11 protein-coding genes are annotated in these 14,561 nt (G+C 73.1%); 6 read left to right on the top strand and 5 right to left on the bottom strand.

Annotation, left to right across the window (positions count from 1 at the left end; all coding sequences use genetic code 11):
* The first annotated feature begins 58 nt into the window (after window positions 1-58).
* Window positions 59-2,065, top strand: a complete 2,007-nt coding sequence (locus OG504_RS34170) for an FHA domain-containing protein (RefSeq protein WP_405993247.1) — start codon at window positions 59-61, stop codon at window positions 2,063-2,065.
* An 88-nt stretch (window positions 2,066-2,153) separates the two neighbouring features.
* Here the strand turns inward: OG504_RS34170 and OG504_RS34165 are convergent, their stop codons facing one another.
* On the bottom strand, window positions 2,154-3,119 hold the full coding sequence (locus tag OG504_RS34165) for a methyltransferase domain-containing protein (RefSeq protein ID WP_405993246.1): 966 nt from the start codon (window positions 3,117-3,119) through the stop codon (window positions 2,154-2,156).
* A gap of 77 nt (window positions 3,120-3,196) precedes the next feature.
* Between OG504_RS34165 and OG504_RS34160 the strand changes: the two genes are divergently transcribed.
* The 5 genes from OG504_RS34160 (at window position 3,197) to OG504_RS34140 (ending at window position 10,998) form a co-directional block, all read left to right on the top strand.
* A complete protein-coding gene (locus OG504_RS34160) occupies window positions 3,197-3,610 on the top strand; it encodes a globin (protein ID WP_405993245.1) in 414 nt (137 codons plus the stop codon).
* Window positions 3,611-3,756: 146 nt separating this feature from the next.
* Window positions 3,757-6,984, top strand: a complete 3,228-nt coding sequence (locus tag OG504_RS34155) for an FtsX-like permease family protein (RefSeq protein ID WP_405993244.1) — start codon at window positions 3,757-3,759, stop codon at window positions 6,982-6,984.
* Window positions 6,985-7,030: 46 nt separating this feature from the next.
* On the top strand, window positions 7,031-7,180 hold the full coding sequence (locus OG504_RS34150) for a hypothetical protein (protein WP_405993243.1): 150 nt from the start codon (window positions 7,031-7,033) through the stop codon (window positions 7,178-7,180).
* 46 nt (window positions 7,181-7,226) lie between these two features.
* The gene (locus OG504_RS34145; protein WP_405993242.1) at window positions 7,227-9,959 is read left to right on the top strand and encodes an FtsX-like permease family protein; all 2,733 of its coding nucleotides are present in this window, start codon (window positions 7,227-7,229) and stop codon (window positions 9,957-9,959) included.
* An 82-nt stretch (window positions 9,960-10,041) separates the two neighbouring features.
* On the top strand, window positions 10,042-10,998 hold the full coding sequence (locus tag OG504_RS34140; RefSeq protein WP_405993241.1) for an ABC transporter ATP-binding protein: 957 nt from the start codon (window positions 10,042-10,044) through the stop codon (window positions 10,996-10,998).
* 6 nt (window positions 10,999-11,004) lie between these two features.
* Here the strand turns inward: OG504_RS34140 and OG504_RS34135 are convergent, their stop codons facing one another.
* From OG504_RS34135 to OG504_RS34120, 4 genes are all read right to left on the bottom strand, one after another.
* The gene (locus OG504_RS34135) at window positions 11,005-11,673 is read right to left on the bottom strand and encodes a hypothetical protein (RefSeq protein WP_405993240.1); all 669 of its coding nucleotides are present in this window, start codon (window positions 11,671-11,673) and stop codon (window positions 11,005-11,007) included.
* A complete protein-coding gene (locus OG504_RS34130; protein ID WP_405993239.1) occupies window positions 11,670-12,083 on the bottom strand; it encodes an acyl-CoA thioesterase in 414 nt (137 codons plus the stop codon). Before OG504_RS34130 ends, OG504_RS34135 begins: the two co-directional genes overlap by 4 nt.
* A 5-nt stretch (window positions 12,084-12,088) precedes the next feature.
* Window positions 12,089-13,753, bottom strand: coding sequence for an energy-dependent translational throttle protein EttA (gene ettA / locus OG504_RS34125; RefSeq protein ID WP_405993238.1), 1,665 nt, complete (start codon window positions 13,751-13,753; stop codon window positions 12,089-12,091).
* A 126-nt stretch (window positions 13,754-13,879) separates the two neighbouring features.
* The gene (locus OG504_RS34120; protein WP_405993237.1) at window positions 13,880-14,491 is read right to left on the bottom strand and encodes a hypothetical protein; all 612 of its coding nucleotides are present in this window, start codon (window positions 14,489-14,491) and stop codon (window positions 13,880-13,882) included.
* Window positions 14,492-14,561 lie beyond the last annotated feature (70 nt).

Genomic DNA, 14,561 nt, shown 5'->3' with positions numbered 1-14,561 from the left:
AGCAAGCACGACTCCGTGAGACCGAGAACGACCCTGTGCGAAAGGGGGACGCGCCGACATGCCGACCTGCCCGAACGGACACCAGTCGGGTTCCGACGACTGGTGCGAGGTCTGCGGTCACCGCATGGCCGGTGCCGTACCCCCGCCCCCTCCCCCGCCGCCCGGCGGCGGCTACGGCTTCCCGCCGCCCGCGCCCGGCCGCGCCCCGTCCGCCGAGGCGGAGCTCTGCCCGCAGTGCCGCACGCCCCGCGAGGGCGGTGCGCCGTTCTGCGAGGAGTGCCGGTGGAACTTCCTCACGAACACGGCGACGTCGTACACCCCGGCGGCCCCGCGCCCCTCGACCTCGGGCCCCGGCCCGAGCCCGGCGTCCCGCTTCCAGCAGCAGTCCCCGCCGCCCGGTCCTGGTCCCGGTCCGACGTACGGCGGTGACCCCTACGAGTACCAGGGGTCGCGGCCCTCACAGATGAACCGGCCCGCGGAGCCCATACCCCCCTTCGGGAGTGAACCGACGGGGCGGCCTGGAGGTCCTGGTGGGCCTGGTGGACCTGGTTCCGGTGGGCCTGGTGGGCCGAACGGTCCCGGTGTCTTCGGCGGCGAGCGGCAGGGTGGGCCCGGTGGACCGGGTGGTCCCGGCTCGCAGGGGTTCGGCAACGAGCGGCAAGGTGGACCCGGGGGCGGTCCTGGCGGCCCCGGCCCGCAGGGCTTCGGTGGCGAACGCCAAGGTGGACCCGGTGGTCAGGGCGGACCTGGTGGCCCCGGTGGTCAGGGCTCGCAGGGCTTCGGCAACGAGCGGCAGGGTGGGCCCGGCGGTCAGGGTGGACCCGGCGCGCAAGGCTTCGGCGGTGAGCGTCCGGGCGGCGGTCCCGGCGGTCAGGGTGGACCTGGCGGTCCCGGTGGCCAGGGCGCGCAAGGCTTTGGTGGCGAGCGGCAGGGCGGCCCCGGTGGCCCCGGCTCGCAAGGTTTCGGCAATGAGCGGCAGGGTGGGCCCGGCGGACAGGGCGGACCCGGCGCGCAGGGTTTCGGCGGCGAGCGGCAGGGCGGCGGTCCCGCGGCCTTCGGGAACAACGACCCGTCCGGTCCGCCCCGGCCGTTCGGCAACGACCCCTCCGGCCCGCCCCCTCCGCCGCCCTTCGGCAACGAGGCGTCCGGCCGGCCCGGCTCCTTCGGCAATGAGCAACCCCCCGGTCCCGGCGGCCAGTTCGGCAACGAGCGCCCCCGCCAGGGTGACTTCGGCGGCGGCCGCCCCGGCACCTTCGGCGGTGAGCGGCAGGGTCAGCCCGGACCGTTCGGCAACGAGCCCTCGAACCCGCAGGGTCCCTCGGGCTTCGGTCCCGACCCCTCGCGGCCGATCCCGCCGCCGCCCGGACCGACCCCGCCCGCGGGTCCCGGTGGGACGAGCGGCGCCCCGCAGGCCTTCCAGCAGTCCGCTCCGCCGGCCCCGCCCGGGTTCCCGCAGGAGACGAACCGTCCTCAGCAGGGCGGCTCGCCCTTCGGCGGCGGTGACGACGACTGGGTGATCTCCCCGCCGACCCCCGGCTCGCCGGGCGGTCCCGGTGGTCCAGGGGGTCCTGGTGGTCCCGGTCAGGGTGGCGGTGGCTACGGCTATCCGGGGCCCGGTTCGAACCAGGCCCCGCCCCGTCCTGCGTACCAGCAGCAGTCGACGACGTGGATGGCGACGATCGGGCCGGACCGCGAGTACTTCATGGCGATGATGCAGCGTTCGGGGCCGGAGGCCGCGGGGCTCAATCTGCCCGCGTACTCGCCCGAGCAGCAGCGGCAGCTCACCGGTAACCAGATCACCATCGGCCGGCGCCGCCACTCCACCGGGGAATCCCCCGACATCGACCTGTCGGTGCCGCCGGAGGACCCGGGTGTCTCGCATCAGCATGCGGTGTTGGTGCAGCAGCCGGACGGGAGTTGGGCCGTCGTCGATCAGAACTCGACGAACGGTACGACCGTCAATGGTGGCGAGGAGCCTATTCAGCCGTTTGTGCCGGTGCCGTTGCAGGATGGGGATCGGGTGCACGTGGGGGCGTGGACGACGATCACTGTGCGGCGGGGTTGATCAAAAGGTCCCGCAGCGTCGTTTGTCGTCTGATGCGCCGTCGTGGCTGGTCGCGCAGTTCCCCGCGCCCCTTGCAGGGGCGTTGCAGCTAGGGGAGTGACCAAGTGTGCGGGCTCTCCGGGGCGTCCAGCCACGCCCGTGCCCCCTCACCGGTGACCGTGACGCCGTAGCGCTCCCGCCCGGGTCTCCCCTCGCGCTCCCACAGTTCACGGGCGTCCCGCGGATCAAGCGCGCCGTGGGTGAGGGTCAGCAGGAAGCGGAGTCGTTCGTGGTCGCCGGGGTGGTGTGGGATCTCGTCCTGTACTGCGGGTTCGGTGCCGCGTAGGGGGACGAAGTACGCGGCCGTGTCCAGGAAGTTGCCCTCCGCGTGGGTCGTGTCCTGGACGGTGAGGGCGATCAGGCCGGTGGCCAGGGGGGCCAGGATGCGGGCGCCGGGGTTGCACTGGGCCAGCCAGGCTCGCGGGATCGATGTCAGGGCGCAGGTCGCGATGATGCGGTCGTAGGGGCCGTGTTCGGGGACTCCGCGGGTGCCGTCGCCGGTGATGACGGTCGGGTGGTGGCCGGCGTCGGCGAGGTGGGTGCGGGCGGAGTCGGTGATCTCCGGTTCCAGGTCCACGGTCGTCACCTGCTCGTCGCCGAGCCGCTCCGCGAGCAACGCCGCGTTGTAGCCCGTCCCCGCGCCGATCTCCAGCACCCGGTCGCCGTCCGTCACCCGTAGCTCGGCCAGCATCCGCGCCATCAGGGACGGCTGGCTGCTGGACGACACCAGCTCCCCGTCCCGCAGCCGCGTGGCGAGCGGTACGTCGGCGTAGACCCCGCGCAGCCAGCGCTCGCGGGTGCGCGGGTCGGGGCTGTCCCTCCACAGCCGCTCGTTCCCGTCGGCTGCAGCGGCGTAGTAGTACGGCACGAAGAGGTGCCGCGGTACGGCCGCGAACACCGCCCGCCAGCCGGGGTCCGCGTCCCAGGCACCGCTCAGGCCGATCGCCCGCACCAGTTCCGCCCGCGCGGAGACGGCGACGGCGTCCAGGTCCTTGTCGAGAGCGTGCGCGCTCATACGTCCACTGTCCTGCCGTGGCGGCCGGGAGGCGAGCGGTCCTAAGTCTCAAGTCGTCGGCCGCCCCGTCTGAGACCATGGGGAGTGTGAACGAGATTCGGCGCGGCACGCTTCAGGAGCAGACCTTCTACGAGCAGGTCGGCGGGGAGAAGACCTTCCGTCGGCTCGTCCACCGTTTCTACGAGGGCGTCGCGGAGGACCCGCTGCTGAGGGCGATGTACCCGGAGGAGGACCTGGGTCCGGCCGAGGAGCGCTTCGCCCTCTTCCTGATGCAGTACTGGGGCGGCCCGACGACGTACAGCGACAACCGCGGCCACCCGCGCCTGCGCATGCGCCACGCCCCGTTCCAGGTCGACCAGGCCGCGCACGACGCCTGGCTGAGGCACATGCGCGTCGCCGTCGACGAACTCGGTCTGTCCGAGGAGCACGAGCACACGCTGTGGAACTACCTGACGTACGCGGCGGCTTCGATGGTGAACACGGCGGGCTGACCGCCGCTCACTGAACGTCGGACTCCGGTCGTACGGCGCCGGTATCCGGTCACGATCCGGTCAAGCAGTGGTCGCAAACGGTTACTCGCCGCCGGTCCCCTCTGGCAGCATCGCCGGGGAAGATCCGGACGACGGCGGGGGGCCGGGTGGGGTTCGTCCTCGTACGCGCGCGGGCGCATCGCCTGCTGCTCGCCGCTGCCCTGCTCACCGTGCTGCTGACCACGGCCGTCCTCACGACGCTCACCGCCTACTCGGGCGCGATCGGCGACGCGGCGCTCCAGCACTCCCTGAACGACACCCGCAACACCCCCGACACCGCCCTGCTCGTCAAGGCCGACGTCCCGCCCGCCGAGCGCGCGGCCGCCGACACCGCCGTACGGAAGGCTGCGGGGCGGACCTTCGACCAACTGCCGGTGACCGTACGGACGTTGGTGCGCTCGGGGCCGTACGCGCTGCCGCGCTCGCTCCAGCCGCGGGCCGAGCGGTCCGGCGATCCGGATCTCACCTACTTCGGGGCCCTGGACCGGTCGCAGGTGCGGCTGGTCTCGGGCCGCTTCCCGCGCGCGACGGGTTCCGGGGACATCGAGGTCGCGCTGCCCCGCACCGCCGCCGAGGGGCTCGGGGTACGGACGGGCACGCGGCTCACCCTCGACAACCGGCTCAGCGGGCCCAAGGCGCACATCCTCGTCACGGGCGTCTACCGGCCCGCCGTCGCGAGCGCCGCCTACTGGCTCCTCGACGACCTGCGCGGCCGCGGCCTCAGCACGGCCGGTTTCACGACCTACGGCCCGCTGCTCACCGATCCCGCGAGTCTCGCCGGGTTGAGTGCCGGGCCGTCCGCGTGGCTCGCGTCGGCCGACTTCTCCACGCTGACGACCGGGCGGATCGGCACCCTGCGCGCGAGCGCCGGGGCGGGCGGCGCCGCGCTGCGAAAGTCCGGTGCGGTCAAGGGAGTTACCACCGCGACCACCTCACTGCCGGACGTACTCGACCGCATCGACCGCTCGTTGCTCGTCTCCCGCTCGACCCTGCTGATCGTCGCGCTCCAGCTCGCGCTGCTCGCGGGCTACGCCCTGCTGCTGGTGGCCCGGCTGCTGAGCGCCGAACGGGCGGGCGAGAGCCGGTTGTTGCGGGCACGCGGCGGTTCCCGGGCGCGGATCGCGGGCCTGTCGGCGGTGGAGGCGCTGCTGCTCGCCGTACCGGCGACGGCGGTTGCGCCCCTGCTGGCGGGTCCGCTCACCGAACTCCTCGCCGGACACGGCGCGTTGGCGCGGATCGGCCTGCACCTGGACACTCCGGCGGGCGGCCGGGCCGGCGTGTGGCTGGTCGCGGCGGCCGTCGCTCTCGGCTGTGCGCTGGCGGTGACACTCCCCGCGCTCACGTCGTCCTTCGAGGGCAGCCGGGCCCGCGCGGTCCCCGCTCCGCTGCGCGCGGGTGCGGACATCGGGCTGCTGGTCGTGGCCGGGGTCGCCTACTGGCAGCTGAACCGGCAGACCTCGGGCGCCGTCAGCACCGACAACTCCGGGACGCTGGGCATCGATCCGCTGCTCGTCGCGGCCCCCGCCCTCGCCCTCCTCGCGGGCACGGTCCTGACGCTACGGCTGCTGCCGCCGGTGGCACGGCTGGCCGAGCGCCGGGCCGCCGCCGGGCGGGGGCTGCCGGTGGCGCTGGCGGGCTGGCAGTTCAGCCGCCGTCCGACGCGCGGTGCCGGGCCGGTGCTGCTGCTCGTGCTCGCCCTGGCGCTGGGCATGCTCGCCATCGGCCAGAGCGCCTCCTGGAACCGCTCGCAGAGCGACCAGGCCGACTTCCAGGCCGGGGTCCCGGTCCGCGTACTGGCCGCCGGTGACGGCGGGTTGGGCCGCACGGAGACCTACGCGGACCTCCCGCACGTGCGGGAGGCCGCCCCCGCCGTCCGCACCACCCTGTCCCTCTCGGGCGACCGCACGGCGACCGTGCTGGCCCTGGACACGGCCCACGCGTCGGACGCTGTACTGATCCGCCAGGACCTGACTTCGGGGCACCCCGCCGGACCGCTGCTGGCCGGCCTGGGCCCGAAGGGACGCACAGGGGGCACCGAGATCCCGGCGGGAACGGCCGGGTTGACGGTACGGGCCGGCATCGGCGGCACGGGCCCGCGGACCACCGCCGCCGTCACGGCCACGGTCGAGGACCGCTACGGCACGCCGTACGAGGAGCCGCTCGGCCAACTCCCCACCGACGGAAGGCAGTACGACCTGAAGCTGGACGTCTCCGCGTCACCCGGCCCGCTGACCCTCACCGGACTTCAGCTCGACCTGCCCCAGCCCGGCGAGCACTCGTCCCGACACCGGCTCACCGTCAGCGGGTTGACCGCCACGGACGCCCGGGGAAAGGTCCGGCCGCTGCCGCTGCCCGCCGCCTGGACGGCGCGGGCCTCCACCAGTGAGTCGTACGGTCCGCGCTCCAACCCGCCCACTCCGAAGGTGCGTTCGGCTAAGCCGCTGACCGTCGACTACGGCACGGGGTACATCCCAGGCAAGGACATCTGGACGATCTCCTCCGTCACGGTGCGGCTGCGGGTCGCACAGCCCCCGGCGCCCGAGATCACGGCCGTCGCCACCGACCGCTTCCTGACCTCGGCGGGTGCCCGCACCGGACAGCGGGTGCAGGTGACGCTCGGCGGCGAGAACCTGCCGGTGCGGATCGTGGCGGCGGTGCGGGGACTGCCGACGACGGGTGGTGTCGAGGAGGGCGACGGCGGTGCGCTGCTGGTCGATCTCCGGTCCGTGAACCGGGTGTTGGGAACGCGCTTCGTCGATGGCGTCACGCCCACCGAGTGGTGGCTGGGGACCACGCCGGGCGACGCGCCGGCGGTGGCCGCGGCGGTGCGCGCCCTGCCCGACGTCGATCCCGGGGAGGTCGTGGTGCGGGAGGAGATCGCCCAGGACCTGCGCAACGACCCGTTCGGCGCCGGTCCCGAGGCCGCGTTCGCGGCGGCGGCGCTGGTGGCGGCGGCGCTCGCGGCGGTCGGGTTCGCGGTGAGCGCGGCGGGCTCGCTGCGGGAGCGCGATGCCGAGTTCGCCGTGCTGCGCGCGCTGGGCGCTTCGCGCCGCCAGCTGGCCCGGATGATCGCCGCCGAGCAGGGGGTCCTGGTCGCCCTGGCCCTCGTGGTGGGCGTCGCCCTGGGGGCCCTGCTGACCCGCGCGGTGATCCCCCTGATCGTCCTCACGGCCCAGGCGACCCGCCCGGTACCGGGCGTCCTGGTCCAACTCCCCGTAGCAAACGTGGCGTTGCTCCTCGTGGCGGTGGCGGTGACACCGCTGATCGTGACGACGACGCTCGCGCTGCGCCGGGCCGATCCCGCGACGTCGCTCCGCGAGCAGGGAGGCGAGTGATGAACACCCGCGCGCCCTTCCGTGACCGCCCCGGGAGGCAAGTGAGATGAGCGCCCCGCACGCCTCCGTGACCGCCCCCGATACCGCCCGGGCGGTGCTCGCCGCCGTGGCCGTCGCACCGCTGCCCGTGCCGGCGAAGCTCGCTCTACGACGGCCCGACCCCGCGACGTCGCTCCGCGAGCAGGGAGGCGAGTGATGAACACCCGCGCGCCCTTCCGTGACCGCCCCGGGAGGCAAGTGAGATGAGCGCCCCGCACGCCTCCGTGACCGCCCCCTGGATCCGCACCCATCTGCGCTCCGCGTCCGGGACCGCCTGGGCGCTGGCGCTGCTCGTCGCGGTGACCGCGTGTCTGGCCGCCGTGTTCCCGCGGGCCCTCGACCGGTACGAGGACGCCGGGCTGCGGCGCGCCGCCGTGCAGGCGGGCCCCGACCGGACCTCCGTCCAGCTCTCCGGCGAGCAGCCGGACCCGATGCTCCCGCCGGACCAGCGCGAGGCGGCCCTGCGCCCCGACGTGCTGCGCTCGGGGTACGAGCGGGCGCGCACCGTGGTGGGCCGTCCCCTTGTCGTCGACACCGCCCAGTCCGCGTACGGCGTGCGCCCGGCCGACGAACCGGCCGTGCCGGACACCTGGATACCGCGCCCGAACGGCCTGCCCGCGCATGTCTACCCGGCGACCCAGAGCGACCTCGCCGGGCACGCGACCGTACGGGAGGGCAGACTGCCGCGCGCCTCCGCATCGGTCACCGCGCAGACCCCGGAGGTCGAGGCCGCCGTCACCGCCGCGACCGCCGAGAGCCTGCACATCACGGTGGGTTCGGTGATCCACGTGCCCGGCGAGGGACGGGGCCCGCTCGCCGTCCGCGTCACCGGCGTCCTCACCCCGCGCGACCCGGCCGGCGCCTACTGGTCGGCCCAGCCGCTGCTGCGCACCCCGACCCTGGTGGCCCTGCCGACGCCGGACCGGCCGAAGTACTGGCTCGGCGCCCTGCTGCTGGCCCCCGACGCGGCCCCGGCCCTCCTCGGCACCTCCGCGCAGCCGGGCCCGTACTGGCAGTTGGCCCCCGACCTGACCACCCTGCACGCCCACGACCTGGACCGCCTGAAGACCGCGGTCGCCTCCGTCGAATCGGGTCCCGGCCTCCAACTGGCCCGTACCTACACGACCCCCGACACCCAAGTGAGCACCGGCCTCGACGACATGTTCACCGCCTACGGCGAACTCCGCTCGGGCATCCGCCCGTTGACCGCCGTCGCGGCCTTCGGCACCGGCACGGTCGCGCTCGTCGTCCTGCTCATGGCGGGCGGCCTCACCGCCGACCGCCGCCGCACGGAACTCGCCCTGCTGCGCGCCCGCGGTGCCTCGCTGCGCGGCCTCACCGCCCGCCTGCTCGCCGAGACGGCCGTGATCGCCGTACCGGCGGGCGCGGTCGGGCTGACGGTGGCGCTGCTGGCCGCCCCCGAGGGCCGTCGCGCCCAGGCCGTCGCCGCCGCCCTCGCGGTCGCCCTCACCGCGTCCGCAGCCCTGCCCGTGCGCGCCGCGCTCACCCATCGGACCGTGGGCGTCCACGGCCCGCGCGAGGACGTGACGGCCGTACGTCCGTCCCTGGGCCGCACGGTCGCCGAACTCACCCTCCTGGTGGTGGCGTCCGGCGCGGTGGAGGCCCTGCGCAGACGCGGCACGTCCGGTTCGGCGGGGGATCAACTGGTTTCGCTGGCACCGGTGTTGGTGGGTGTGATCGCGGCGCTGGTGCTGGTGCGGGTCTATCCGCTGCTGCTGCGCCAGTTGGCCCGCCCGGCCGGCCGACTGCGGGGCGCGGTGGGCCATCTGTCGCTGGCCCGGGCGGGCCGTACGTCCGTCTCCGCGGTGCTGCCCCTGCTGGCCCTCCTCACCGCGCTCACCACGGCCGCGTTCGGCGGTTCGGTCCTCGCGGGCGTGAGCGACGCCCGTGACCACGCGGCGCTCCTCGCGGTCGGCGCGGACGCCCGCCTCGACGCGACCGCTCCCCTGCCGTCCCAACTCCCCGGCGAGACAAGCCGATTGCCGGGGGTGCGCGGTCTCGCCGAGGTGAGCATCACGGACGAGGCGAAACCGTTGGACGGTCTGGACGCGGTCCCGCTGGTGGGCGTGAACCCCGGTGATTACGCGGAGTTGGCGGGGCGCACGGGCCTGGGAGCCTTCCCCGAGGGGCAGTTGAAGCGTCCCTCGGGCTCGGAGGTCGTCCTCCCGGCCCTCGCCTCCCCCTCCGTGGCGACCGCGTACGGCACCCGCCCCTTCCTCGTCCGGCTGCCGGACACCAGCGCGGTCACCGTACGGATCGTGCTCGTCCGGGACGTGACCCCGGCCGTGTCCGGCGCCGACTTCCTCGTCGTGGACCGCGCCGGGCTGTCCGGTACGGCGGCCCGCCCGAGCTCGCTCCTGGTGACCGGCGACCGGGTGAGCGGGGCCGCGCTGCGCAAGGCGGCCGGGTCCTCGGCCGGGGTGACGGTACGGGCCGAGGAACGCGCCCGGTACGTCGACTCGCCCCTCCAGTCCGGCGCCGAGCGCATCTACACGGCGGCGGTGGCGGCGGGCGCCGGCTACGCCGTACTGGCCCTCCTCCTCTCCCTGTTGCGCGCGGCCCCGGAACGCGCCGCGCTCCTGGCCCGCCTTCGCACGATGGGCCTCACCCGAGCGCAGGGCCGCCGCCTGCTCGTCCTGGAGTCGCTGCCCCAGGCCCTGTTGGCGGCGGCGGGCGGCGCGCTCACCGGCTGGGCGACGATCCGTCTGCTCGCCCCCGGCATGGACCTGACGTCGGTGGCTCTCGCGTCGGCCCAGAACCCGGTCGGGGAGGCCAGGTTGAGAATCGACCCGGTGTCACTGGCCGTCCCGGCGATCGGGGTGCTGCTGGTGGCGGTGGGGGTCGCGGGGGTGCAGGCGTGGTGGTCCGGACGGCGGGGATCCGTACGGGAGTTGAGAGCGGGGGACGCGCGGTGAGTCGTAGAGAAGACGTTCATGGGCACGGTGTTCGTGAAGCAGGCTTTCGCCGAGCAGTCGGCTGTGACCGAGGAGAGCGTCGATGACCACGAACCCCACCCTCGCCGACCTGGCCACCCGCGCGGCCGAGAGCCGCAACCGGCCCGCCTACGGTCATGACGCGCTGATCACCTGCGACCGGCTGGTCCGTATCTTCACCGCGGACGGGGTCGAGGTGCAGGCGTTGCAGGGGCTCGATCTCCTGGTCCGGGAGGGCGAGTTGATGGCCCTGGTGGGGGCCTCGGGCAGCGGCAAGTCGACGCTCATGAACATCCTGGCCGGGCTGGACACGCCCACCGCCGGTGCGGCCCGGGTGGCCGGCCGGGATCTGCTCACGATGACCGCCAAGGACCGGCTCGCCTACCGTCGTGAGGTCGTCGGGTTCGTCTGGCAGCAGACCTCCCGCAATCTGCTCCCTTATCTGACGGCGGCTCAGAACATCGCCCTGCCCATGCAGTTGTCCGGTGTCCGCTCCGGGCGCCGGGCGAAGGCCGAACGCGCCCTGGAACTGCTGGAGTTGCTGGAGGTCGCCGACTGCCGTGACCGGCGGCCGCGGGAGATGTCGGGTGGTCAGCAGCAGCGGGTGGCGATCGGGGTGGCCCTCGCCAACGCCCCGGCCGTGCTGCTCGCCGACGAACCCACCGGCGAACTCGACTCCCACACCGCCGAACAGGTCTTCGCCGCGTTCCGCACCGTGAACGAGCAGTTGAGCAGCACCATCGTGATCGTCACCCACGACCAGGCCGTGGCGAGCGAGGTCCGCCGCACGGTCGCGATCCGCGACGGCCGCACCTCCACGGAGGTCCTGCGGCGCAGCGAGGTCGACTCGACAACGGGCCACGAGACGGTCGTGGCGCGGGAGTACGCGATGCTGGACCGGGCGGGGCGGCTCCAACTCCCCGCCGAATACACGGAATCGCTGGACATGCGGGACCGGGTGGCCCTGGAGCTGGAGGCGGACCACATCGGCGTGTGGCCCGACGACAGCGAGCAGCGGTGACCGCGCTCAGCGCACGCTGACGCCGAGCGTCCCAAGTCCCGCCCTGCGGACGGCGATCGAGCCGTACGGGGTGCGGAGCCGCAGCCACGCGCCCGACGAGAACAGGCCCGACTCCCCGCCGGGGCGCAGGAATCCGAGCGACTGCGCCGCGTGTACGGCGCGCACCGGGAGCGAGGTCTCGCCGACCGTGCGGGACCAGATCTCCCGTCCTATGCGGTCGAGTTCGGTGCGCGTGCGGGTCTCGGGGGTCAACTCCTGGGTACGGGAGCGGAATTCGGCGACTCCGGCCGCGATCATCCCGCTCAGTGCCTGCGGGCCGGGCAGGCCGGACTCGGGGGTCCAGCCGCGCCGGGGCGGCAGGACGCCGGCCCAGGGCGGGCCGGTCACCGCGGCCGGCACCCCGGCCGTGGCCGCCGACTCGTCGAGCAGTTCCAGGAGTTCACCGGCGGAGACGGTCACGTCGAGGGTGACGTCGAGGCCGTTCTCGTAGGGCTTGGCGAGGCGTACCGCGCGGATGGCGAGGACCTCGAAGGACGGCGGCCGGCCGAAGACGGCGAGTGCCGTGCCGGCCGCCTGGAGGCGGACCGCGGCGCCGCGGTCGTAGTGGAGCAGCCGGGTGAGGAAGGCCGCGAGATCCGCCGCCTCCCCTTCGTCGGCGAGGTGGAGGAGGGTCATGCGGCGACGGCCTCGTCCTCGGCGTCGTCCCGGTATTCCTCCAGGAACTCCCGTTCCGCGTCGGTGATCCGGCGCGGGCGCTGCGCCTCGAAGTCGAACGGGACGACGACCGTGGAGGCCCGGACGTAGACCAGGTCGCCGTCCTTCACCTCGTAGGCGATGGTGAAGGACGCCGCCCTGATCTCCGTGATCCACAGTTCGATGTCCACGGGCGCGTGGCGGTGGACGAGCTGGCGTTTGTAGTCGATCTCGTGGCGCGACACCACCGACCCCTGCTGGAAATCCTTGTCCGGGCGGAACAGGAAGTCGATACGGGCTTCCTCCAGGTAGCGGAGGAAGACCACGTTGTTCACGTGGCCGTACGCGTCCATGTCCGCCCAGCGCAGCGGGCAACGGTAGATGTGGCGCAAGAAGATCAGCCCCGGGTCAGCTTCTTGTAGGTGGCGCGGTGCGGACGCGCCGCGTCCGCACCGAGTCGCTCGACCTTGTTCTTCTCGTACGACTCGAAGTTGCCCTCGAACCAGTACCACTTCGACTCGCCCTCGTACGCGAGGATGTGCGTCGCGACCCGGTCCAGGAACCAGCGGTCGTGGGAGATGACCACGGCCGCACCGGGGAACTCGAGCAGCGCGTTCTCCAGCGACGACAGGGTCTCCACGTCGAGGTCGTTGGTGGGCTCGTCGAGGAGCAGCAGGTTGCCGCCCTCCTTGAGGGTCAGCGCCAGGTTCAGGCGGTTGCGCTCACCACCGGAGAGGACACCGGCCGGCTTCTGCTGGTCCGGGCCCTTGAAGCCGAAGGCGGACACGTAGGCCCGCGACGGCATCTCGACCTGGCCGACGTTGATGTAGTCGAGCTCGTCGGAGACGACGGCCCACAGCGTCTTCTTCGGGTCGATGTTGGCGCGGCTCTGGTCGACGTAGCTGATCTTGACGGTGTCGCCGACCTTGATGGAGCCGGAGTCCGGGGTCTCAAGGCCCTGGATCATCTTGAACAGCGTGGTCTTGCCCGCGCCGTTGGGACCGATGACCCCGACGATGCCGTTGCGCGGGAGCGTGAAGCTCAGGTCGTCGATGAGGACCTTGTCGCCGAACGCCTTGGAAAGGCTCTGGACCTCGACGACGATCGAGCCCAGACGCGGGCCCGGCGGGATCTGGATCTCCTCGAAGTCCAGCTTCCGCATCTTGTCGGCCTCGGCCGCCATCTCCTCGTAACGGGCGAGGCGCGCCTTGGACTTGGTCTGACGGCCCTTGGCGTTGGAGCGAACCCACTCCAACTCCTCCTTGAGCCGCTTCTGGCGCTTCTCGTCCTTGCGGCCCTCGACCTTGAGGCGGGTGGACTTCTTGTCGAGGTACGTGGAGTAGTTGCCCTCGTAGGGAATCGCGCGGCCGCGGTCCAGTTCGAGGATCCACTCGGCGACGTTGTTCAGGAAGTACCGGTCGTGAGTCACGGCGACGACGGCGCCCGCGTACTTCGTGAGGTGCTGCTCCAGCCAGTTCACCGACTCGGCGTCGAGGTGGTTGGTGGGCTCGTCGAGGAGGAGCAGGTCCGGGGCCTCGATCAGCAGCTTGCAGAGCGCGACGCGGCGCTTCTCACCGCCGGAGAGGTTGACGACCGGCCAGTCGCCGGGCGGGCAGCCCAGCGCGTCCATGGCCTGCTCCAGCTGCCCGTCGAGGTCCCAGGCGTTGGCGTGGTCCAGGTCTTCCTGGAGCTTGCCCATCTCGTCCATCAGGGCGTCCGAGTAGTCGGTCGCCATCAGCTCGGCGACCTCGTTGAAGCGGTTGAGCTTGCCCATGATCTCGGCGGCGCCGTCCTGGACGTTCTCCAGGACCGTCTTGGTCTCGTCCAGCTCCGGCTCCTGCATGAGGATGCCGACGCTGAAACCGGGCGTCAGGAACGCGTCGCCGTTCGAGGGCTGCTCGAGCCCCGCCATGATCTTGAGAACGGTGGACTTACCGGCACCGTTAGGCCCGACCACACCGATCTTCGCGCCGGGCAGGAAGCTCAGCGTCACGTCGTCAAGGATGACCTTGTCGCCGTGCGCCTTGCGCGTCTTGCGCATGGTGTAGATGTACTCAGCCAAGAGAAACCGTCCGGCAGCTTGAAATCTGGAGTGGGCAGACGTATCCATCTTGCCTGAGGTCCCGGCTTGGGTGGTAACCCGTTTGGTCGGGAGGCTGTGAGCTGGGGGTTCGGCCGGTGCCCCGTCTCACCATCCGCAGTCGATGTCGGTCATACCTCCTCGGAGCACCGGATCGGTACTCGTACCGCTGATCAGCAGCAGACCGCCGTCCCGCCCCCAGTCCAACTCGTACGTGCCACCGGCGACGGGACGGTACCCGTCGTCGACCACCCAGGCGCCCGCCTCGCCCAGCGCCAGACCGGTGCGCCCCACCGCGTACGCCTCGCCGTTGCCGATCATGAGGAACGACGTCTCCCGTACTACGGCCGTACAGCCGCCGGGGCCCGTGGGGCGCAGCACGTAGTACCGGGCGCCCAGGTCGCCCACCGCTCCCCAGGCGATGCCGAGTGTCCCCACGCCGATCAGCACGGCGCTCACCGGCGACACCCACTTCGCTCGCGTCCCCACGAGCCGCGCGGCCTCCGCCCGTCCGGCGGCCCGGAGGAAGGTCCACCACAGGACGAGGGCGAGCACGAAGAGACCACCGCTCACCTCCCAGCCGGGGACCACGTGCCCCCGCACCAGCAGCAGGAGGTCGCTCCAGCTGGCCCAGGCGGCGAGAGCCAGGCTCCCGACGCCCGCCGCCGCGAAGGCGCCGGGCGACAATCCCTCGCCGTGCCGTATTCCTGTTCCGGTCATGGCGGGTACGACTCCCCGGACGCGGCGACAGTTGCGCCAAGGAGCCGGAACACCGCCGGGCGGCCGGTGC

The organism is Streptomyces sp. NBC_00986 (assembly GCF_045162565.1).
Lineage (GTDB): Bacteria > Actinomycetota > Actinomycetes > Streptomycetales > Streptomycetaceae > Streptomyces.
Note: the sequence above shows the minus strand (reverse complement) of the source record. Positions and strands in the feature narration are given on the sequence as shown.